General features: G+C 54.0%; 21 protein-coding genes. 7 read left to right on the forward strand and 14 right to left on the reverse strand.

Features of this window, described 5'->3' with window-relative positions; translation table 11 throughout:
• Positions 1-109 precede the first annotated feature (109 nt).
• From rhtC to pldA, 3 genes are all read right to left on the reverse strand, one after another.
• The gene (rhtC, locus tag H0247_RS17985; protein ID WP_180743776.1) at positions 110-733 is read right to left on the reverse strand and encodes a threonine export protein RhtC; all 624 of its coding nucleotides are present in this window, start codon (positions 731-733) and stop codon (positions 110-112) included.
• 42 nt (positions 734-775) lie between these two features.
• Positions 776-2,602, reverse strand: coding sequence for an ATP-dependent DNA helicase RecQ (recQ, locus tag H0247_RS17990; protein ID WP_180743777.1), 1,827 nt, complete (start codon positions 2,600-2,602; stop codon positions 776-778).
• A 122-nt stretch (positions 2,603-2,724) separates the two neighbouring features.
• Complete coding sequence (gene pldA / locus H0247_RS17995) at positions 2,725-3,591, reverse strand: phospholipase A (protein ID WP_180743778.1); 867 nt, start codon at positions 3,589-3,591, stop codon at positions 2,725-2,727.
• Between the two features lie 266 nt (positions 3,592-3,857).
• Between pldA and H0247_RS18000 the strand changes: the two genes are divergently transcribed.
• Positions 3,858-4,346, forward strand: a complete 489-nt coding sequence (locus tag H0247_RS18000; RefSeq protein WP_180743779.1) for a thioesterase family protein — start codon at positions 3,858-3,860, stop codon at positions 4,344-4,346.
• Positions 4,347-4,443: 97 nt separating this feature from the next.
• The gene (rarD, locus tag H0247_RS18005) at positions 4,444-5,334 is read left to right on the forward strand and encodes an EamA family transporter RarD (RefSeq protein WP_180743780.1); all 891 of its coding nucleotides are present in this window, start codon (positions 4,444-4,446) and stop codon (positions 5,332-5,334) included.
• Positions 5,335-5,417: 83 nt separating this feature from the next.
• Here the strand turns inward: rarD and corA are convergent, their stop codons facing one another.
• The 9 genes from corA to H0247_RS18045 form a co-directional block, all read right to left on the reverse strand.
• The gene (gene corA, locus H0247_RS18010; RefSeq protein ID WP_180743781.1) at positions 5,418-6,368 is read right to left on the reverse strand and encodes a magnesium/cobalt transporter CorA; all 951 of its coding nucleotides are present in this window, start codon (positions 6,366-6,368) and stop codon (positions 5,418-5,420) included.
• 166 nt (positions 6,369-6,534) lie between these two features.
• Positions 6,535-6,591, reverse strand: coding sequence for a YsgD/CorL family protein (gene ysgD / locus H0247_RS20065; RefSeq protein WP_349814568.1), 57 nt, complete (start codon positions 6,589-6,591; stop codon positions 6,535-6,537).
• 187 nt (positions 6,592-6,778) lie between these two features.
• Entirely contained in the window at positions 6,779-7,525 is a 747-nt protein-coding gene (locus H0247_RS18015; protein WP_180743782.1) for a cyclase family protein, read from the reverse strand.
• Between the two features lie 19 nt (positions 7,526-7,544).
• Positions 7,545-9,707: a DNA helicase II gene (gene uvrD, locus H0247_RS18020; protein WP_180743783.1), complete on the reverse strand. Its 2,163-nt coding sequence runs from the start codon at positions 9,705-9,707 to the stop codon at positions 7,545-7,547.
• A gap of 204 nt (positions 9,708-9,911) precedes the next feature.
• Complete coding sequence (yigB, locus tag H0247_RS18025) at positions 9,912-10,628, reverse strand: 5-amino-6-(5-phospho-D-ribitylamino)uracil phosphatase YigB (RefSeq protein WP_180743784.1); 717 nt, start codon at positions 10,626-10,628, stop codon at positions 9,912-9,914.
• A complete protein-coding gene (gene xerC, locus H0247_RS18030) occupies positions 10,628-11,563 on the reverse strand; it encodes a tyrosine recombinase XerC (RefSeq protein WP_180743785.1) in 936 nt (311 codons plus the stop codon). The genes yigB and xerC overlap by 1 nt, the downstream gene beginning before the upstream one ends.
• Positions 11,560-12,264, reverse strand: a complete 705-nt coding sequence (locus tag H0247_RS18035) for a DUF484 domain-containing protein (RefSeq protein WP_180743786.1) — start codon at positions 12,262-12,264, stop codon at positions 11,560-11,562. The genes xerC and H0247_RS18035 overlap by 4 nt, the downstream gene beginning before the upstream one ends.
• Positions 12,261-13,085 (reverse strand): diaminopimelate epimerase, encoded by an 825-nt coding sequence (gene dapF / locus H0247_RS18040; RefSeq protein WP_180743787.1) that lies wholly within the window; start codon positions 13,083-13,085, stop codon positions 12,261-12,263. The genes H0247_RS18035 and dapF overlap by 4 nt, the downstream gene beginning before the upstream one ends.
• Positions 13,086-13,149: 64 nt before the next feature.
• On the reverse strand, positions 13,150-13,335 hold the full coding sequence (locus tag H0247_RS18045) for a lipoprotein (RefSeq protein ID WP_039277687.1): 186 nt from the start codon (positions 13,333-13,335) through the stop codon (positions 13,150-13,152).
• Between the two features lie 59 nt (positions 13,336-13,394).
• Between H0247_RS18045 and cyaY the strand changes: the two genes are divergently transcribed.
• Positions 13,395-13,715, forward strand: a complete 321-nt coding sequence (cyaY, locus tag H0247_RS18050; RefSeq protein ID WP_180743788.1) for an iron donor protein CyaY — start codon at positions 13,395-13,397, stop codon at positions 13,713-13,715.
• Between the two features lie 37 nt (positions 13,716-13,752).
• Here cyaY and H0247_RS18055 read toward each other — a convergent pair whose 3' ends face one another.
• Both H0247_RS18055 and H0247_RS18060 read right to left on the reverse strand, forming a co-directional pair.
• Positions 13,753-14,925 carry an MFS transporter gene (locus H0247_RS18055; RefSeq protein ID WP_180743789.1) on the reverse strand — a complete coding sequence of 391 codons (1,173 nt, stop codon included), beginning with the start codon at positions 14,923-14,925 and terminating at the stop codon, positions 13,753-13,755.
• Between the two features lie 45 nt (positions 14,926-14,970).
• Positions 14,971-17,529: a class I adenylate cyclase gene (locus H0247_RS18060; RefSeq protein ID WP_180743790.1), complete on the reverse strand. Its 2,559-nt coding sequence runs from the start codon at positions 17,527-17,529 to the stop codon at positions 14,971-14,973.
• A gap of 336 nt (positions 17,530-17,865) precedes the next feature.
• Between H0247_RS18060 and hemC the strand changes: the two genes are divergently transcribed.
• From hemC to hemY, 4 genes are read left to right on the forward strand one after another with little or no spacing between them, the layout of a single operon-like run.
• Positions 17,866-18,807, forward strand: coding sequence for a hydroxymethylbilane synthase (hemC, locus tag H0247_RS18065; RefSeq protein ID WP_180743791.1), 942 nt, complete (start codon positions 17,866-17,868; stop codon positions 18,805-18,807).
• Positions 18,804-19,544 (forward strand): uroporphyrinogen-III synthase, encoded by a 741-nt coding sequence (gene hemD, locus H0247_RS18070; RefSeq protein WP_180743792.1) that lies wholly within the window; start codon positions 18,804-18,806, stop codon positions 19,542-19,544. The genes hemC and hemD overlap by 4 nt, the downstream gene beginning before the upstream one ends.
• A gap of 23 nt (positions 19,545-19,567) precedes the next feature.
• A complete protein-coding gene (hemX, locus tag H0247_RS18075) occupies positions 19,568-20,692 on the forward strand; it encodes a uroporphyrinogen-III C-methyltransferase (protein ID WP_180743793.1) in 1,125 nt (374 codons plus the stop codon).
• Between the two features lie 2 nt (positions 20,693-20,694).
• A complete protein-coding gene (hemY, locus tag H0247_RS18080; protein WP_180743794.1) occupies positions 20,695-21,888 on the forward strand; it encodes a protoheme IX biogenesis protein HemY in 1,194 nt (397 codons plus the stop codon).
• The last annotated feature ends 340 nt before the right edge of the window (positions 21,889-22,228 follow it).

A 22,228-nucleotide genomic window follows, 5' to 3' on the forward strand; every position in this document is an offset into this window, starting at 1 on the left:
AAGGAGCGCGCCGTCGTAAATGGCGGCGCGTTTTTTCCTCAAAGAAAGGGGTTTCCTACGGCTTTTTCTCCACAGAACATGCGCTGAGAGACATCCTCGCAGGGAAAAATTAGCGAGAGAAAATCAGGTGCAGACCAAATCCGGTAAACAGCACGCCCGCTACGCCATCTACCCATTTCGCCAAACGCTGATAGCCGCGACGCATGGCTGGTAGAGCAAAAACTACCGCAACCAGACTGAACCAGATCAACGTTTCAATCGAGATCAGCGCAAACAATCCCCAGCGAGCACCGCTGCCGACGCTATCGCCAACAAACAGCGAGAACACGCTGCCGAAATAGATCAGCGCCTTCGGGTTAGCCAGATTCGTCAATAACCCGCGCATAAAGGTTTTGCCACGCTGAGGCAAAACCACCGCTGTCTCTTGCGTGGTTTCCAACTGCGCTTTACTTCGCGCGGAACGCAGCATCTGCCAGCCCATCCAGCACAGGTACAGCCCACCGCCGACGGTAATAGCCGTATGCAGCCAGGCCATTTTTTGCAACAGCAGGTGCAACCCCAGTAGCGCAATCGCCGCCCAGACCACCACGCCCAGAGAAATACCCAGCACGCCCATCATCGCTTCACGGCGGGAACGGCTGGCCGCGGTTTGTGAAACGAAAAAGAAATCCGGCCCAGGGCTCATCAGCGCAATGAAATGCACCAGCGCCACCGTCAAAAATAGCATCAGCATGTTGGTTTTCCTGTTTTTAAAGGCAATCAGATAAGGCGAGCGTTACTCGTCATCATTATCGACATGATCGCGAATCATGTTCATGAAAGGCGCACCGAAACGTTCAAGCTTGCGGTGTCCTACCCCGTTGATATTCAGCAGTTCACCCGCGGTGATCGGCATCAGTTCCGCCATCTCCAGAAGCGTCGCATCGCTGAACACCACGTAAGGCGGGATATTGTCTTCATCCGCGATGGATTTACGCAGTTTGCGCAATTTGGCGAACAGCTTACGGTCGTAATTTCCGCCGTAAGATTTTTGATTCGCGCGAGGTTTCAGGTTAATCACACGTGGCACGGCCAGCTGTAGCGGCACTTCTCCCCGCAATACCGGACGCGCCGATTCAGTAAGCTGTACGGCGGAATGCATCGTGATGTTCTGGTTCAGCAACCCCAGATGAATCAACTGGCGCAGTACGCTGACCCAATGCTCCTGCGATTTGTCCTTACCGATGCCGTAAACCGGCAGCTTGTCATGACCAAAGTCTCGGATACGCTGGTTATTTGCGCCGCGCAGCACCTCGACGATATACCCTAAACCAAAGCGCTGCCCGACCCGATACACGCAGGACAGCGCCTTTTGCGCGTCAACCAGCCCGTCGTAGCGCTTAGGCGGATCGAGACAAACGTCGCAGTTACCGCAAGGTTGTTGGCGTCCTTCACCGAAATAGTTCAGCAGCACCAAACGGCGGCAGGTCTGCGCTTCAGCAAACGCGCCCATCGCATTGAGCTTATGGCGCTCGATATCCAACTGCGGCCCCGCGGGCTTTTCTTCCAGACAACGGCGCAGCCACGCCATATCCGCCGGATCGTAGAACAGCGCGGCTTCCGCCGCGAGGCCGTCACGTCCGGCACGCCCCGTTTCCTGATAGTAGGATTCGATGTTGCGCGGAATATCAAAGTGCACCACAAACCGCACGTTAGGCTTGTTGATGCCCATACCAAATGCAACGGTCGCCACCACCACCTGAAGATCGTCACGCAGGAAGGCTTCCTGCACCTGCGCACGCCGTTCATTATCCAGACCGGCGTGATAAGCCCCTGCGCTCAGCCCCCGGGCCTGCAAACGCGCGCAAATATCTTCCACGCGGGAACGGCTATTACAGTAGATGATACCGCTTTTTCCACGCTGCCCCTGCACGAACATCCAGAGCTGATCGAGCGGTTTAAACTTCTCTACCAGCGTGTAACGAATGTTCGGGCGGTCAAAACTGTTGATCTGGATGAGCGGCGACCGAAGATCCAGCAGGCGAACGATATCGTTGCGCGTGGTCTCATCAGCGGTGGCCGTCAAAGCAATGAAAGGAAGATGGGGAAAACGCTGCTTAATCTGCCCCAGCGCACGATATTCAGGGCGGAAATCGTGCCCCCATTGGGAAATACAGTGTGCTTCATCCACGGCGATCAAGGCGATCTGCCAGTGTGCAAGATGATCGAGGAAGCTGTCTGTCGTCAGACGTTCGGGCGCAATATACAGCAGTTTGATCTGACCGGTACGGCAACCCGCCATCACGTCAAGCTGCTGTTCACGCGTCTGCGTCGAATTTAGGCAGGCTGCCGACACGCCGTAGGCCTGAAGCTGATCGACTTGATCTTTCATCAGCGAAATCAGCGGCGACACCACCAGCGTCAGCCCGTCCATCACCAGCGCGGGGATTTGATAGCACAGCGACTTGCCGCCGCCTGTCGGCATGATAACCAGACAGTCCTGCCCACTGAGCGTCGCGCTGATAATTTCCTGCTGACCCGGTCGGAATTGCTGGTAGCCGAACGTGTCCCGCAGAACCTGAACCGCCAGCGCTTCCTTATTCAATACTTCCGCCGTAGACACGCCTTCCCCAATTCAATGAAATCAAACAGGCGCTATTTTCAGCGCCGTTTGGTAAAACTGCAATGGTTAAGTTTGGTAAAACGACGATGGCTAAAAACGGCAATCGCTAAAACACACGTTCATTAGAACATGTCATTCAGCGTCACCCCAACGCCAAAGCGGGTCTGACGGTGGTTGTAGTCAATCAGGGATTCACCGTAGCCGCTAAAGACCTTGGTGTAAAAACGAACATGACGCGTCAGCGGGTAGCTCCAGCCCAGTTCACCACCGCCGTAGCCGCTGTTCCAGTTATAACGTCCTTCCGCGCTAAACACACTCTCGCCCCACACATAGCCGATGCGTAAGCGGTAATGACCCATGTATTTGGTGATATCCGGGTTATCATCCTGGCTATCGGAGAAACGTATCCACGGTTTCACATCGACCTGCCAGTTGCCGTTCTGCGCCATCAGACGAGTATAAGCGCGGTTCCAACTGCGTGACGTCGGTTCGGAACGGCCATTAGACTGGTGGTTAAAACCCACTTCCACATCCCGTAACGTCCAGCCCGCGAAGGTGGCGTTCGTTGCCCAGCCCAAAAAGACCTGGGGTTCATAGTCCGTTTCACGAAACGGAGAAGACTCGCTTTTATTCGACAACTGCCACCATGAGCGCTGCGTGTAGGAAGCCCCCAGCAGCGAATTATCCCCCAGAATGCCGCGCCAGATCGGGAAGCCCAGGCTCAACTGGTAATGCACTTCATCTTTACGTGCTTCATTACCCCAGTTATAGCTCTGAATCGCTGTTTTATTGATGTTGCTGGTATAGGTGTACAGTAAGTAGTTACTTTCATATGGATAGAGGACAAACGGGGTATCGTGTTCTTGTAACAGACTGGCGATAATGCTGCCGCGTACCGCCGGTTGATTTGGCGCTGGCGCGTTTGTTGTGACTTCGGCATGAGCCTGCGCCATCAGTAATGCTGCCAGTACGAATCCTATTTTATGCATTCATTTTTCTCCGACATGTTTTTCTCCAGCATTCTTTTATAAATAAAGTCTTTTATCTAAATAAACTTGTTTATCTAATTGGCTATTCCCCACTCAAGCCCGCCATTCTACACAGTTCAGCAACGTTTGAATTAGCGCTCCCCTGTTTATCGGCCTTTTCTGGAAAGAAACAAAATCAATGCATAAAATAAACATTTACATAACTTTATCGCATCAAATAAACCACATTTAATGCGTACCTTTTATTGTTCGGACGGGAAACAATGATGGCTGACCAACCCTCATCTCAGGGAACCCCATTAACCAGAGATACCGTGCGCCAGCTTGTTGGCGAGATTTTCATTTATAAAATGCCGTTCAACATCGAATTAGGTCTTGAATTACAGCAATTTGAAGCCGACAAAGCCGTCCTGACATTCGCCCGGCAAGAGAAGCTCATCGGCAATGCGGCACAAAAAATCCTGCACGGCGGTGTGATTGCGGCCGGGCTGGACGTCGCTGCCGGACTGGTGTGCGTCGGTAACACGCTACTGCGCCATGAAACGATTAGCGAGCAGGAGTTTCATCATCGGCTTGCCCGCATGGGAACCATTGATATGCGAGTAGATTATCTGCGTCCGGGTTATGGGGAACACTTCACCATTACCAGCACGCTACTGCGCGGCGGCAATAAAATTGCCGTCGCACGCGCCGAATTGCATAACGAACAGGGCTCGCATCTGGCTAGCGCCACCGCTACCTATATTGTTGGATAGCATTTCGTTGGCAAAGATTGTCATGAACACTTTACGTGAAAGCGCTCACAGTTTTGGGTAGACTTAGCGTTTTCCCGCCGTCCTTATCGAGTCACCCATGAACGCGCAACAAACCCGTGAGGGGATCTTTTTCGCCCTCGGTGCGTATTTCATTTGGGGAATTGCTCCCGTTTATTTCAAGCTGCTTGAGCACGTTCCACCTAATGAAATACTGACGCACCGTATTATCTGGTCATTCTTCTTTATGCTTATCCTGCTGACTATCGGCCGGAAATGGCGTCAGGTGAGCTATGCCTGCCGCAACGTCAAGCATCTGTTTCTGCTGGCATTAACGGCGGTGCTTATCGGTGGAAACTGGCTGTTGTACATCTGGGCGGTCAACAATCATCACATGCTGGAAGCCAGTCTGGGGTATTTTATCAACCCGCTGGTCAACGTTATGTTGGGTATGATTTTCCTTGGCGAGCGCTTTCGCCGCCTGCAATGGCTGGCCGTGCTGCTCGCGGTGACAGGTGTATTAGTTCAGTTGTGGACGTTTGGCTCGCTGCCGGTTATCGCGCTGGGGCTGGCATTCAGCTTCGCGTTATACGGCCTGCTGCGTAAGAAAATTGGGATCGACGGGCAAACCGGTATGCTGATCGAAACGCTGTGGCTGCTGCCGGTGGCGGTCATTTATCTGTTTTTTATTGCCGACACGCCAAGCAGCCATCTGACGGCCAATCCCTGGTCACTGAACCTGCTGCTGCTCTCGGCGGGGATCGTCACTACGGTGCCGTTGCTGTTTTTCACCGCAGCGGCCATGCGTCTGCGTCTATCGACGCTCGGCTTTTTCCAGTATCTCGGCCCGACCATCATGTTCCTGCTGGCCGTGGTGTTCTACGGTGAAACGTTCAGCAGCGACAAACTGGTCACGTTTGCCTTCATCTGGGGTGCGCTGGTACTGTTTATTCTGGATGCGCTTTATACGCAGCGTAAGCTACGGCGATAATCGCACAGAGCAGAGATACTGCATTGAAGGAAAAGACATGATACGCCTGATGGTGAATACCCATCAGGCGCATCGGTGAAAACTTACAGCCAGTTTTTACGTTTGAAATAGAGGTAAGGTGCCAGTCCGGCGAGGATCATCAACACAATCGCGCCTGGATAACCAAACGACCACTTCAGCTCCGGCATAAACTCAAAGTTCATCCCATAGCTGGATGCCACCAGCGTCGGCGGCAGGAACACCACGGAGACCACCGAGAAGATCTTGATAATCCGGCTCTGCTCGATGTTAATGAAGCCCATCGCCGCCTGCATCAGGAAGTTAACTTTCTGGAACAGGGATTCATTGTGCGGCAGCAGAGATTCGATATCGCGTAAAATTTCGCGCGCCTGTTCCAATTGGCCGGATGGCAAACGGGCTTTACGCACCAGAAAATTCAACGCGCGTTGGGTATCCATCAGACACAGGCGCACTTTCCAGCCCACGTCTTCCAGTTCCGCCAGCGTGGACAACGCGTCGTCGTACTCTTCGCCCTGCCGTCCTTCCATAATGATGCGGCTCAGCGATTCCAGATCGCTGTAGATGTTCTCGATTTCGTCCGCCAGTTGCTCAATTTTTGTCTCAAAGAGATCGAGCAGCAGCTCGTAAGCATTACCGTCCACCATCGTTTGGTTGCGGGCGCGCATGCGATACAGGCGGAATGCGGGCAGCTCGCGCTCGCGCAGGGTGTACAAGCGGCCATCGCGAATGGTAAACGCCACCGTGGAGTTACCAGCGTGATCCTCAGCATCTTCAAAAAAGAAAAAGGAGTGAATATGCAAGCCATCTTCATCTTCAAAAAAACGTGCCGACGCTTCAATATCTTCCAGCTCCGGACGGGTTGCCAAGCTTTGTCCCAGTTCGTTTTGTACTTTTTCACGCTCATCGTCTTCCGGCTCGATCAAATCGACCCAAACTGACGTGGTGAGATCATCGGAGTCATCCAGTTCCAGACGAGATAAACGGCAATTATCCAGTTTAAATGCGCTCAGCATGGGCCATAGCTCCCCTTTCAGTAGCAGAGATGGACAACGCGATTGAAGCACAGAAACAGAGGTGAGGTGTCACCAGCAGGTTTCAGTCCGTTCGACGGATCTGACTCGTAGCGACAAAAACAGCGTCGCTGACAACCACGAAGGCTATCAGCAGAGGAAGATAGCCTTAGAAGTTGTACCTAATGAACAGGTTAGTGAGCCAGTATCGACTGGGTGTGTCCAAGGCGTTAGTCCTCCGAGAATAATGATGCGCGCATGTTACGCCGAGATGAAAAAGACTTCAACTTTAAAACCTCGGCTGAAACACGCTGTAAAATATTGGCCAAACGCATGAGATTTTCCAATAAATTAGGCACTGTAATCGGTAAGAAACGCGGTCTCTTAAAGCAAAAAGGAGCCGCGTTTATCGATTAGGCATTGTCCGGCAGATAGGCAATGGCACGGACAGGGAAGCCGGGCGCACCAGCGAAATTAGGGTAGCTGACGTGGATATAAGCGCCGGTAGGCGGCAATTGATGCAAATTATTCAGCACCTCTACCTGCCAGGCATTCTGGTTCAGCACGAAGAACTCACCAACCAGCCCGTTGTTGCGACGGAAATCCGCGGCGGAATCCGTATCCAGCGTTTCATGCCCAACCGCGCTAATACGACGTTCTTCAAACAGGAACGTCAGCGCCTCAAGCGACCACCCCGGCGTATGGCTATTGCCCTGTTCGTCTCTATTGGCGAAGGCATCAATATCGGGCCAGCGTGTACTCCAACCGCTGGCAAACGCGACAAAGCTGCCTGACGGGATTTCCCCGTGCTCACGCTCAAACGCCAGGATGTCGTCAACCGACAGACGGTAGTCAGCATCGCGCGCGACAGCGTCTTGCTTGTGGAGCACCACCAACGGCAGCAACAGCTCTTTATTATCAATCCGATCCAGATAACGTTTGCCCGCGACAAAATGTCCCGGCGCATCAATATGCGTCCCCGTCTGCGTCGCGAATGTCACGGACTGTGCGAAAAAGCCATGCTCTTCAACGTTAAATAACGTCTTGCGCTGTAACACGCCTTCAAACGCGCTAAAAATAGGAATCGACTCCGTCACCGTGTGCGTGAGATCGACCCATTTTTTCTTCTGTAATTCGGCAATAATCTGATCTAGCGTCATGGGCATGCTCCTTTTTTAATCACACCGTTTCCAGCCGGGCATAGGCGGCAACCAGCCATTTAATCCCCTGCCCTTGAAACGCCACCTGAAGACGGGCGTGATCGCCGCTGCCTTCCAGATTCACGATCGTGCCTTCCCCAAATTTTGCATGGCGAACCCGCTGCCCCAATTTGTAACCGCTGTCGTTTTGCGTGACTGGCGTGCCGAGACGCTGATGATTGACCGGGCGGGAGACGCTGGCGCGTAACCGCACTTCCTCAACACACTCTTCAGGTAACTCGCCGACAAATCGGGAAGGTCGATGATAAGCCTCTTTGCCGTACAAACGGCGGGATTCGGCGTAGGTTATCGTCAGTTTCTCCATCGCACGCGTCACGCCGACGTAAGCCAGACGGCGTTCTTCTTCCAGACGCCCACCTTCATCCAACGACATCTGACTAGGGAACATGCCTTCTTCCATACCGACGATAAACACCTGCGGGAACTCCAGCCCTTTCGCCGAGTGCAGCGTCATAAGCTGCACCGCATCCTGATTAGCATCCGCCTGACCTTCCCCCGCTTCCAGCGCGGCATGCGACAGGAAAGCCTGAAGCGGCATCAAATCCTGATCTTCTTCCTGATAGCTGAACTGGCGCGTCGCCGTCACCAGTTCTTCCAGGTTTTCCACTCGCGCCTGCCCTTTCTCGCCTTTTTCCTGTTCGTACATGCTCCACAGGCCGGAATCTTTAATCACCCGGTCAGTTTGCACATGCAGCGGCAGTTCGGACGTCTCATAGGCCAACGCGTCAATCAATTCGATAAAACGCTGTAGCGATGCAGCCGCCCGTCCGGCCAGCACTTTCTCCTGCAACAGTGCCCGCGTGGCTTGCCACAGCGTCAGTTGACGATCGCGCGACGTCTGGCGGACGACATCCAGCGTGCGGTCACCAATGCCGCGCGTCGGCGTATTCACCACACGCTCAAACGCCGCATCGTCGTTACGGTTGGCGATCAGGCGCAGATAAGATAGCGCGTCTTTAATTTCCTGACGCTCAAAGAAGCGCATGCCGCCATAAATGCGGTACGGCATACTCTGCTGCAACAGCGCCTCTTCCAGCACGCGCGACTGGGCGTTACTCCGGTAAAGAATGGCGTTATCCTTCAGCGCTCCGCCATTTTCCTGCCAGGTTTTAATCCGGTTGACGACATAACGTGCCTCATCCAACTCGTTGAATGCGCAGTAAAGCGAAATCGGTTCGCCCTCTACGCCATCGGTCCACAGGTTCTTGCCGAGTCGCCCGCCGTTATGGGCAATCAGCGCATTCGCCGCTTTCAGGATGTTGCTGGTCGAGCGGTAGTTCTGTTCCAAACGGATGGTTTCTGCGCCAGCAAAATCTTTCAGGAACAGTTGAATATTTTCGACCTGCGCCCCGCGCCAGCCGTAAATCGACTGATCGTCATCACCGACGATCATCACTTTGGCGCTATCGCCCGCCAACATACGGATCCAAGCGTACTGAATGCGGTTGGTATCCTGAAATTCGTCCACCAGAATATTGGTAAAACGTTCACGATAGTGGTTCAACACATGCGGCTTGTTCAGCCACAGTTCATGAGCGCGCAGCAGCAGTTCGGCAAAATCCACCAGCCCGGCGCGATCGCACGCTTCCTGATAGGCCTGATACACGCGCTGCCACGTTTGCTCGATCGGGTTGCCGTAGCTTTCAATGTGCTGCGGACGCAGACCTTCATCCTTCTTCCCATTGATGAACCACATCGCCTGACGCGGCGGCCACTGTTTCTCGTCCAGATTGAGTGCCCGAATCAGGCGCTTCAGCAGACGCAACTGATCTTCGCTGTCCAGAATCTGGAAATCCTGCGGCAGATTGGCATCCATATGGTGCGCACGCAGCAGGCGGTGTGCCAGCCCGTGGAAAGTACCAATCCACATGCCGCCTTGACTGGTGCCGATCAGGTGATCGATACGATGACGCATCTCCGCCGCCGCTTTATTGGTAAACGTCACCGCCATGATGGAGTACGGCGAGCAGTTTTCGACAGACAAAAGCCAGGCGATGCGATGTACCAGTACCCGCGTTTTACCGCTGCCTGCCCCCGCCAGCACCAATAAATTGCTGCGCGGCGCGGCTACCGCGTCACGCTGTTTGTCGTTGAGGCCATCGAGCAGATCAGAAACGTCCATAGGTACGGGTTATCCGGTGAGGGAAACGCTGCACATGTAAGTCATGCCGATCGTTTAAGCATCGAGATACACGGGGCGACCACAGGGGTGAGGCCTCCCTACGGGAACTTCCCCCTGTGTTTCCCCTAATAACGGGCTTAAGTGACCAGTATTCGCACATGCGAGGGCGTTTCCACTGGTGATTTATACAGATTAATGCGGTGATTATAACAACGCCGACAGCGATGCCAACCGCGAAATTTCAATATGCGGCAGCAGTCGGGCATCCCCAATCTGCGTCAGGCTGCCTTCACGCAGGTTAATCCAGCAAGCCTGCATACCGCAGCGGATCGACCCCGCCACATCGGTCGTGAGATCGTCTCCCACATGCAAGATCTCATGCAACGGCAGGTTGAGCTTTTCCGCGGCCAGATGGTACATGTCATCAAACGGTTTGGCACGACCGTGCGGGCCAGCGCGCAGGATGAACGAAAAATAGCGATCGAGGCCAAAGCGGTGCGGCTCAGCATTACCATTGGTGATGGCGGCCAGCGGCACTTTCTCGGCTAACGCCGCCAGCGTCTGGTGCGTCTCTTCGGTAATCGTAATCTGGCTGCGCCAGTGGGCAAAATTTTCCATTGCCGCTTTTGCGCCATCTTTCGCCTCTGCCGCGCTCAGGCCGCGCTCTAACATCGCCAGTTCAGCCGCACGGCGACGCCATTCGGTCACGTCGTGATAGATGTCCGGTTCGCGCTCAAGCAAGGTCTGGCGTAAGTTCTGAAAGTCATCAGCCTGAAAATCACGAAGGGCAGGATGGTACTCTTGCAGAAAGCGGATTGACTCTTGACCCGTGCGTCGAATGACGTCTGCGTTATCGTACAGCGTGTCATCCAGATCGAACGTGATCGCCCGGATCGGGCCAAGAGATCGGTAAAAATGCATCAGGGTTTCCCTCGTTTGGCGCGTGGATGCGCGGCATCGTACACGGAGGCTAAATGTTGAAAATCAAGATGGGTGTAAATCTGCGTCGTGGTTAGGTTAGCGTGACCAAGCAGTTCTTGTACCGCTCGTAAATCGCCACTGGATTCCAGCATGTGCGTCGCAAAAGAGTGGCGCAGCTTATGCGGATGGACATGACTATTCACGCCCTGCTTAATCCCCCATTCGGCAAAACGCTTCTGCACGTTGCGCATCGAAATGCGTCGTCCCTGATTGGAGATAAACACGGCATCATCCTGTGGGCCAAACAGTTCGCGCAGCGCCAGCCAGCGTTCCAGCCAAGTTACCGCCGTTTTTCCTATCGGCAATTTGCGCTCTTTACTGCCCTTCCCCATGACCCAAACTTCACCGCTGGCCAGATCGATATGCTGACAGTTCATACCGACCATTTCCGCCAAACGCAGCCCCGCACCGTACATCACTTCGAGCATCGTGCGGTCGCGTACGGCAAGGGGATCGTCCAGATCGATCTCCAGCAGCCTGTCCATCTCGTCCACATCCATATTCTTGGGTAATGGACGTCCGGATCGCGGCGTGGATATTCCTTTCGCAGGGTTCGCCGCCAGCACACTGCGTGACACCATCCAGTCAAGAAAGCTACGTAATGCCGATAGGCGCAACGCCAGACTCCCTGAATGCAGACCATCGCGTTTACTGCGGGATACCACGGAACGCACGCCAGCGGCATCGAGCTTACGCCAGTCAGCCACACCCGCTGCGGAGAGGATCGTGATAATCGCTGACAGTTGACGTAAATAGCTGGTCTGCGTGAGCGGACTAAGCTGACGCTCCACTTTCAAGTAACGCAGGAAAGCCTCAACATCGGCTTGTAGAGGGGAAGAGGAAGGTGCCTCCGGTGACGTGGGCTGTCGGCTCATACCCGCTCAACCCAGCGCGCCAGCATTGCTGGCAGCATCACGGCCATTTGCTGGAGCAGTACCGTTCCCATGCCATCCTGATAATGGTGGCTGTCACGGCTGCTGAAAATCAGCACGCCTAAATCGTGATTATTACCCATCAGTGATAGCGCAACCGACCCAACCTGCCTAGCCTGCGGTAGCAGGAGCAGCAGTTCCGGCCCATTCAGCGTGCCAAGATAGTGGTTACTTTGCCCGAAACGCTGAATGCGCAACGGCTCAAATGCGGTGCGGTTTAACCCCAGATGGGTAAAACCAGATGGTGCGCCAATACGCCATTTATCGCTGAACAGACGAACCGTCGCCCCCGCCAAACCAAGCTGACGCGCCCAGTGCTGCAACCGATCCAGCATGTCCGTCAGGCTATCTGCCGACGCCAATTCAGTTTGTAACCCAAGCAGTCGATTGAACAGCACTTCATTCACCCCTGCCTGCTCCATCAGCAGCGTGATCTCTTCCTCAAGCTGAGTAATGTGGTTACGCTGACGCGCCAGTTGCCATTCCACCAGCGACACGGTTCCCCTGACGGGGTGAGGAATGCGCATCTGCTCAACGGGGCGCGCATTGCGGATAAAAAAATCGGGATTCTGTTGCAGGAACTGCAAAACCATCTCGTCACTGAGTGCGATCTCGCGCTCTGCCTGTTCCTCGACATTCTTCATAAATGAATAAATCCATCGTAGACATGCGTTGCAGGCCCAGTCATGAATAACGGATGTCCCGGCCCATCCCACTGGATAGCCAGATCCCCACCCGGCAGAGATACACGAACATTCGCGGACAATAACCCCTGCTGGATCCCTACCGCCACGGCGGCACAGGCGCCGCTACCGCACGCCTGTGTTTCTCCCGCCCCGCGCTCGTATACCCGCAGACGAACAGTATGGCTATCGACAACCTGCATAAAACCAATATTGGCACGTTCGGGAAAACGCTCATGGCTTTCCAACAGCGGCCCCAGCGTGTCCACCTTCGCCGTGTCCACATCCTCAACCTGAATCACACAGTGCGGGTTACCCATCGACACCACGCCACACAGCACCGTATGTTCGTCGGCACGCATGATGTAGGTTTTCTCTGCTTTGACCGCGCGAAACGGCACCTGTTGCGGCTCGAAATTGGGTTCGCCCATATTGACGCGCACCAACTCATCATCCGTCACAGACAACACCATCCTGCCCGTCTGTGTACTGACGGCAATATCACGCTTGTTGGTCAGCCCCTTCAGGCGAACAAAGCGGGCAAAGCAGCGCGCGCCATTGCCGCACTGCGCCACTTCGCTGCCATCCGCGTTAAAAATACGGTAATGGAAATCCAGTTCAGGATCGTAGGGTGGCTCAACAACCAGCAGTTGGTCAAACCCGACACCACAGTGCCGATCCGCCAAACGGCGAATTAATTCGGGTGAAAAATAAACGTTTTGCGTAACGGCATCAACAACCATGAAATCGTTGCCTAAACCGTGCATCTTAGCGAACTGCATTATCCTGACTCCCCCGCTTGCTTAACCGGGCGCGTGACCTGTTATTTATTACTGTCGTCACGCATTAAGGACGCATTGACGTTTTCTTTTGCGGCGGCTGGTTCTCATTTTGCTGAGTCGTTGACGCACCGGATTTGCCATCGGCAGGCATATACAGCGGCCCTTTCAGACCACAACCAAATAAACTCACTACGGCTAACACCAGAAAAAACTGGCGAAATACGTTCTTCATCACGTTAAGACCTGTCATTAATACTCGTATGCTCTCTATAATCGCAGGTGGATCATGAAAATCAATAGGAATCGAAAATGAACGATAGCGAGTTCCACCAATTAGCCGACGAACTCATGCTTCAGTTGGAAGAAACGTTGGATCGGTTTGAGGGTGATGCCGACATCGATTACGAAACCAATGGCGGCGTGATGACGCTGAGTTTTGAGAATGGCAGCAAAATCGTGATTAATCGGCAGGAGCCGCTGCACCAAATCTGGCTGGCGACCAAAGCAGGTGGTTACCACTTCAACCTTCAGGACGCACGCTGGATATGCGATCGCAGCGGTGAGGATTTCATCGCGCTGCTGTCATCAGCCTGTTCGGCTCAAGCTGGGGAAACCGTTCACTTCGGATAACAGTCATCTTTTCAATGGCACCGCGCTGCACCGTACCTCAGCGCCGCCCCAGTAATACCAGGGCCAGTAGCAGTAACAACAGCATGCCGATACCGACCATATTCACCAGCGGCCAGCCGCTGGTCAGTGCCATCAGGCTCCCGGCAGACAGCGAAGCCAACGCATTAGGTACGTAAATCATCAGCGAATTAATGCCCTGTAAACGGGATTTATGCACCGAATGCGTAAAGGCGTTGAGCATAAATGTCCCGCCGTTAAACATAAACGCCCACCCGATGCCGAACAGTGCCAGTGAAAAGAGGAAGTGCCAGAACGTCAAACCACTCAGCGCGATCGCCACGCCAACCACGTTACATACCATGCCAATCGCCACCACCTGAATCGGCGTCAGCCGTTTCGCCAGCAGCACTAACAGCAGCGCTGGCGCATACATGGCGACAAAGTGCCATTGCAGCACCGTCGCGCTATGGCTGACGGAAAAGTGGTGCAGGTGCATCGCCAGCGGCACTGAATTCATTAATAGCGTCATCACCACAAACCCGATAGAACAGCTCGCCGTTCCCAAGACAAACGCCCGACTTTTCAGGATGGACGATAGCGGTTCACTACGCTGAGCGTTAGCCGTGGCAACGGACATCGGTGGCAGTTTAAGACCAAGCAACAGCAGTGATGTGATGACGCAGATGAGCGCCGCCGCGATAAAACTGCCGAAAAACGGGTACGACGCCCAGAGCTGAGACGATTGACTCGCCGCGAACGGACCGAGGAAGCCCCCCAGAATGCCGCCGCTGATCACCCAGGAAATGGCACGATTTTTCTGCTGATTATCGGTAAAAATTTCAGCCGCAGCGAAACGATAGTATTGATTAAAAGCGCAGGACATCCCCAGAACAAACGTCGAGAACACAAAGAGGAAGAAGCTGTGCAGCACAATCGCCAGCGCCGCCAACAGCGCCCCTGCCAACCCGATCAGCGTGCCGATAATGAACGCATTACGCCTGCCATATTTTGTCATCAGCGACGAAACGGCGTAAATCATCAGCGCCGCACCGCACACCGTCGCGGTAATCGGCAGCGTGGTCAACAGCGGAACCGGCGTCATGGATACGCCAACCAGCGTAGAACACAGCGTCATCAGGGAAATAATACTGCCGGTCAGCCCTTGTCCGAGCGCCAGCAGTATCAGGTTTCGGCGTTGCAACGAATTCATCAGTACATCCCTTTCTAAATACGCTGAAAGCCGAATATTGAGTGGTTATAAAATCTGTAGTCGCTGCTTCATGGTCATCACTTCATCATCCACGACTGGCGTAATGCACAGATGGGAAAGCGCGCTGCTGCGGAATGGAATAACCTGCGAGCGACCGTCCAACTGCACGATTTGGTAGAACTGTGGCAGGTTGAAATTGATAAAGCTGGAGCCGTAAGTAAAGCGATCGTGCGAAGACGAATAGAAGCGGCTGACATCACGCACCAGCTCTTCTTTACTACCTTCGCAATGGTGATACACCTCAACGCGATTCGATTCATCCAGAATATAGATATTAAAGCCCTGATTCTCTGTCAGATCTTCAAAGAAGAACTGGATGATCCCTTCACTGGCGACGCCATCGACCACTGGCGGTAAATGGATATGGTTGGTTTCAACCTGAACCGGCTGGCCTTGCAGTTTGTTGTTGGAAATCGCGCCATAAAACTCGACCGCATTTTCCAGCTTCTGCACCGATACACTCAGCCGCTCGAAGAACAAGCCCCAGGTTTGCCCCGCCACTTTCACGGCTTTGAAACGCCCAGGTTCTTGCTGACGCGTACTGGTCAGGCGCAGCTCAATGCATTCTGACACCAGTTGCTGAACACGGGTACGAATCAGCCCGCGTAGGTGCTGGCTGTAGCAGAACACTTCCAGTGATTCCGGCAGCGCCGCATCCTGATGCATTTTGCCCAGAATGGTTTTCAGCGCTTCCAACACCGCCTGCTCGCCGCTGAAATGCAGAGTACGCACTTCGTTCCACGAGTTGCGATACAGCAGGTCGATACTGCCGACCAGACACTGCTGCTGCTGACCGAAGCTGAACACATCCAGATGACGGAAATCGAAATGCACCACCTGATTGCGAAAAGCCGCGGTCGGATCATGTTCCAGATTGACGATAATCGCCAGATGGCGAATTTCACACGGGCTGTACAGCGCCTTCGGCGTGGGGGCAGGCAGACGCAGCGGGAAGTGGCTGGCTACGTCGTCCACCAGCGCTTGCAGGCGCGTGATGTCGCACAGCTCGTTGCCTTTAATATACAGGCGCGTGCTTGGCGTCAGCAGGCCATTAAAATAGGCCCACGCCACCAGTTTGTTCAGATAGCGGTTATATTCCAGCGGTTGATGGCTAACGATGGCATCCATCGACGGCGCCTGATTATACAGATACCAGCCCGAACGGTTCGCGCGACCCGGCGGAACATAGATAAAGGTTAAATTCGGCTCCGACAAATCGGGCGAAATTTGTGGGTTCAGCAGGGTAACTTTACCCGGCAGCGCTTCAAACGCAGCGTACAGTTTACGGGTCAACACACCGATATCCTGCGGGCTGGCGCTGACGCTCAGATTATTACGGCGGGCGAAGCGAATCAGGTTGCGATAGGTCTGCATCATCGCATCCAACAGCTCATTATGCGCTTCGCGTACCTGTTCGATTTTCCAGTTAGCGCGATTATCTAGCATGGCCAGATGTTCGTCGCTCCATCCCCATTCTTGCACCAGTTGGCTCAGAATCTGGCGACGCCAGCCGACACAGGCTTTTTCTCTGGAGAGCTTTTCACAGACTTTTAAGTAGAAACATCGACGCGCCAGATCGAGGCGCGTGGGATCGTTAATCGCCGTCAGATAATGCGTCACGCGATCTAACATCATGCAATAAGGATCCAGACCGAAGGAGACGATCTCGCCATCATGCAGACGTTTTTTAATCTCGGTAGACAGCAGACTGGTATCTGGGTATTCCCAAGAATAAGCTTCCAACAGCAGCGTTTTCAGTACGGCTTTATAAGGGGAATCGATGCTTTTATAGAGTTGCCAGAGACTCGCGCCGAAATACTCTTCTGCCGACAGCGTACTTAAGCCGCCTAAATCCATCCACTCGTTAGGTGCCAGCGCCCCCTGTGAGTACAGCGACAGCACATATTCGTCGTAGTGAGATTCTTCTTCGACCGGTACCATGTTCCACAGAATGCGTTTACCCGCCATACGCACGGCGGTCCGGTAGAATTCGTCGAGTAACAGGATATGCTGCGTGGTACCGCAGTCTTCACCGCTCAAGCTGCCGCTTTCATTGTGGCGGAAACGGCTTTCATCCATCAGGAAGAAGCTGACCTCAGCGCCTTGCGCCGCAGCCCACTGCTCCAGCAGCGTACATTTCTTCTGTAAGAGCTGGCGTTCTTCGCTGTCGAGCCAAGATTGGTGGCACACCCAGATATCGAGGTCAGAGCTACAGCTCTGCCCGATAGATGAGGTACTTCCCATGGAATAGATGCCCGTGATCGGCAGTTCGCCCTGCGGATGAGAACAGTCAAACTGACCCCAACGCAACGCAATGCCATCCAGGTACTGTTGTTGTTTTTCATCAGGCGTGTGAGTGCAGATACCGTGAGGCACCTTGCCTTCAAGGTAGCCGGGCATCAACGGGTGATGATGATGTAATAAAATGGGCAGAAGACTGTAAACCTGCTGAAAAGCGGGCTTCATTGCTCCCAGAGCACGGTCAACACGCAGTTGGTTGATCGCATCCAGTCTTTGCTTCAAAGTCTCGATGTAGAAGTACAAGACAGTTTCGCCTGATTTATCCCAGTGCCTAGAAAAACCCCGTGTTCCAAATCCGCCATAATGAAATTAGAAGAATGTTTAGCGAATTATTGCTGGAAACGTGATCAATTTAACACCTTGCTGAATGGGCGTAAAGAAAGTAAAGAAAGTTAGACTTATCTATCTTGCTTTATTGCGAATTTACCTACCCAACTGCATCAGCACGGCTTCCTATCTCTGTGTATGCGGCACCCGAATTTCAGACCGTTTTAAAAGGCGCACCGCTAATGCCCACAACCTGACACCAACGCACCATCAATGATACGATGGCGGAAAATGATAAAAACGGTATCAAGCATGTTAGCCAATATTATTAGAATTGCCACCCGACAAAGCCCGCTCGCCCTGTGGCAAGCACGATATGTTCAGCAGTGTCTGAATCACCTCTACCCAGATTTACACGTTGAGCTGGTGCCGATGGTCACCCGCGGCGACATCATCCTAGATACGCCACTGGCAAAGGTTGGCGGTAAGGGATTGTTTGTTAAAGAACTGGAATTAGCGCTGCTTGAAGGGCGCGCTGATATTGCCGTCCACTCCATGAAAGATGTGCCCGTCGAATTCCCTGATGGCCTCGGTCTGACCACGATTTGCGAACGCGATGACCCGCGCGACGCATTCGTTTCCAACCGTTACGACAGCCTCGAACAGTTACCGGAAGGCAGCTGTGTCGGCACGTCCAGCCTGCGTCGCCAGTGTCAGTTGCGTGCCCGACGCCCCGACCTGGTGATTCGTGATTTACGTGGCAATGTCGGAACACGCCTGTCAAAACTGGATAGCGGCGACTACGACGCCATTATTCTTGCCGTCGCCGGTCTGAAACGCCTCGGCCTCGAAGAACGTATTCGCAGCGCCTTGAGCCCAGAAGAATCTCTGCCCGCCGTCGGACAAGGCGCTATCGGCATCGAATGTCGTTTGGATGACGATCGCATCCGCCAACTCCTTGCCCCACTCAACCACCCCGCTACCGCCGCCCGCGTCTTGGCTGAACGCGCCATGAATGTGCGTCTTGAAGGTGGCTGTCAGGTGCCGATTGGCAGCTATGCCGAACTGGAAGGCGATACACTGTGGCTGCGTGCGCTGGTTGGAGCCCCAGACGGCAGCCAAATGATCGTCGGTGAACGTAGAGGAAGCGCCTCCGATGCCGAACAACTCGGGATTGCACTGGCTGAAGAGCTGTTAGCAAAAGGAGCCAGCGCCATCCTTCAAGCCGTTTATCAAGGGTCAAGCTCATCATGACGATTCTGGTTACCCGTCCGTCACCAACTGGCGAACAACTGGTGACCCGTTTAAGAAAGCTTGGCTATCACGCCTGGCACAGTCCGCTGATCGAGTTTTCACCCGGACGAGAACTTGCCAGCTTGCCAACACTGTTACAGACGCTGCGCGCCGACGATCTGGTGTTTGCACTCTCACAACATGCGATTCACTACGCCGATCCGATGCTGGCACGAGCGGGCATCAGTTGGCCTGCCCATCTCGCTTATTATGCGATTGGTCGCACCACAGCACTGGCGCTGCATAAAATCAGCGCACACCCAGTAACCTATCCGCCTGAGCGCGAAACCAGCGAAACGCTCCTACAACTTCCTGGCCTGCAAGATGTTTCCGGTAAACGCGCATTATTGCTGCGCGGCAACGGCGGCAGGGAACTGCTGGGAGAAACGCTAACCGAACGCGGCGCACAGGTGACCTACTGTGAATGTTATCAGCGTAGAGACGTTCACTATGACGGGCTAGAGCAAAGCCGCCACTGGCAACAAATAGGCATCGACAAACTGGTGATCACCAGCGGAGAAATGCTACAACGGATCTATACTTTAGTACCTGATTACTATCGGGCTTCTTGGTTACTCGGCTGCCAACTGATCGTCGTCAGCGAACGGCTGGCAGAACAGGCCCGTCAGCTTGGCTGGTGTGATATCCGAGTGGCTGATAACGCCGATAACGATGCGCTCGTGCGCGCACTACAATAAACCTGATCATGGGATGTACCATTATGACGGAACACAATACCCCCACAGCTCCATCCGACGAGGTTGCTGAACGGGTTGAACCCGCGCATCAGCAGCAGGATCACGCACCGCAACCCAAACGCAGTGGTGCCGTGCTGGGGGGCATCGCAATTGTGATTGCACTGGCCATAGGCGCAGGGTTGTATTACCACGGCCACCAGCAGGCGCAGAAAGAAAATGCCACGGTTCAACGTCTGGAAGCGCAGTTCAACGCATTGCAGCAACAGCATAAGCAAGAGCAACAGCAGTGGCTGGACGCTCAGCAGCAGCAAAGCAAAGCGCAGGACACGGCTACACAGCGTCTGGAGGCGCTAACACGTCAGTCAGATGAACTGCGCGATAAACTGGCGGCACTTTCCAGCCATGACACCAATACCTGGCTGATCGCTCAGGCGGATTTTCTGGTAAAACTGGCAGGACGTAAGCTGTGGAGCGACAAAGACGTCACCACCGCAGGCGCGTTGCTGAAAAGCGCGGACGCAAGCTTGGCGGAAATGAACGATCCCAGCCTGATAGAAATCCGCCGCGCGCTGACCAGCGACATCGGAGCGCTGGCAGGCGTGAGCCAGGTGGATTTTGACGGCATCATCCTGAAAGTGAATCAGCTCACCGACCAGTTGGACAACTTGCAGCTCGCCGATAACAGCACCGATGAAGCGCCAATGGACGCCAACAGTACAGAACTGTCCGCCTCCTTGAGCGAATGGCGACAAAATCTCAGCAAGAGCTGGCACAATTTCATGGCGGATTTTATCACCATTCGCCGTCGCGACAGCGCTGCCGAACCGTTGCTGGCGCCCAATCAGGATGTGTACCTGCGTGAGAATATCCGTTCACGCTTGCTGGTTGCCGCCCAAGCTATTCCTCGTCACCAGAATGAAGTGTACAAACAGTCGCTGGAAACGGCCGCAACCTGGGTTCGTGCCTACTTCGATACCACCGATCCCACAACGCAGGCCTTTTTGGATCAGCTCGATGCCTTAAGCCAACAGTCGGTTTCACTGGATGTCCCAATGGAGCTACAAAGCCAAGCGCTGCTGGAAAAACTGATGCAAACGCGCGTTCGTAACCTGCTGGCTCAGGCGCCAGCCACGCAGCAGGGGGAATGAGCATGCTAAAAGTCTTATTGCTGTTCCTGATCCTGATCGCTGGCGTTGTGATCGGCCCGATCGTCGCGGGTCACCAAGGCTACGTTCTGATCCAGACGGATGATTATGATATTCAAACCAGCGTGACCGGTCTGGTCATTATGCTGGTGCTGTTTTTCCTCGCCTTTCTGGCAGTGGAATGGGTACTCCGCCGGCTCTTTCGTACCGGATCCCGCACGCGCGGCTGGTTCCTCGGTCGCAAACGCACTCGCGCCAGAAAGCAAACCAAAGCCGCGTTGCTCAAGCTGGCCGAAGGGGATTATTTACAGGTAGAGAAGCTACTGACGCGTAATGCCGATCATGCCGAGCAGCCCGTGGTGAACTACCTGCTGGCAGCCGAAGCCGCCCAACAGCGCGGTGACGAATTCCGCACCAAACAATATCTGGAGCGTGCCGCCGAGGTTGCAGATACCGATCAGCTTCCGGTGGATATTACGCGCGTGCGTATTCAGCTAGCGCGTAATGAAGATCATGCCGCACGTCACGGCGTGGACAAACTGCTGGAAGTTGCGCCCCGCCACCCAGAGGTGCTGCGTTTGGCGGAGCAGGCTTTCCTGCGTACTCACGCCTATAGTGCGCTGCTGGATATTCTGCCTGCGATGCGCAAGATCAACCTGTACCCTGAAGAACGTTTGCTGGATCTACAGCAGCAGGCCTATATCGGCCTGATGAATCAGGCAATGGCGGATGGCGGCAGCGAAGGGCTGAAGTCGTGGTGGAACAATCAGAGCCGTAAAGTGCGCCATGAGATTCCGCTTCAGGTCGCAATGGCTGAGCATTTGATCGAATGTGACGATCATGATACCGCTCAGAAGATCATTCTCGACGGCCTGAAACGTCAATATGACGAGCGGTTGATCCTGTTGATGCCACGCCTCAAAGCCGGAAACCCGGAACAACTGGAAAAAGTGCTACACCAGTACATCAAGCAGCAAGGAGCAACCCCGCTGTTGAGCAGCACGTTAGGACAATTGCTGATGAGACACGGCGAATGGCAGCAGGCCAGCGACGCCTTCCGTACTGCGCTGGAGCTCCGCCCGGACGCTTATGATTATGCCTGGCGCGCCGACGCTCTCGATCGGTTGCGTCTGCCGGATGAAGCAGCACAAATGCGGCGCCAAGGGTTACTGCTCACGCTACAGCAGCCTGCCGACTGATCGCTACGCCATCCCTTTCATAAGGCTCCTTTTTGGAGCCTTTCTCTTTTTATGGGCTGTTTTTTATAAACGGCTTCATCTAGCACGACAGCAGACGGCGACCGAACATTTTCATCAGACGAAAAAAAACGCTTACCGATAAACGGTAAGCGTTGAAAATATCAGGTCTGTCAGACAACAGAATGGTGCCTCACTCAACGTTATGTCCGGAAAGCCCGATGGAGATTGGCATCTTCATCTGGAGTTGGACGATAGGCACCTCAAATTGGCTCTGCGTCATTCCCAGGATTATGAAGCCGAAGCAAACATAGGAAGTGGAATGAGCATCTACCCGTATATT

This window comes from Pectobacterium sp. CFBP8739 (assembly GCF_013449375.1).
Taxonomy (GTDB): domain Bacteria; phylum Pseudomonadota; class Gammaproteobacteria; order Enterobacterales; family Enterobacteriaceae; genus Pectobacterium.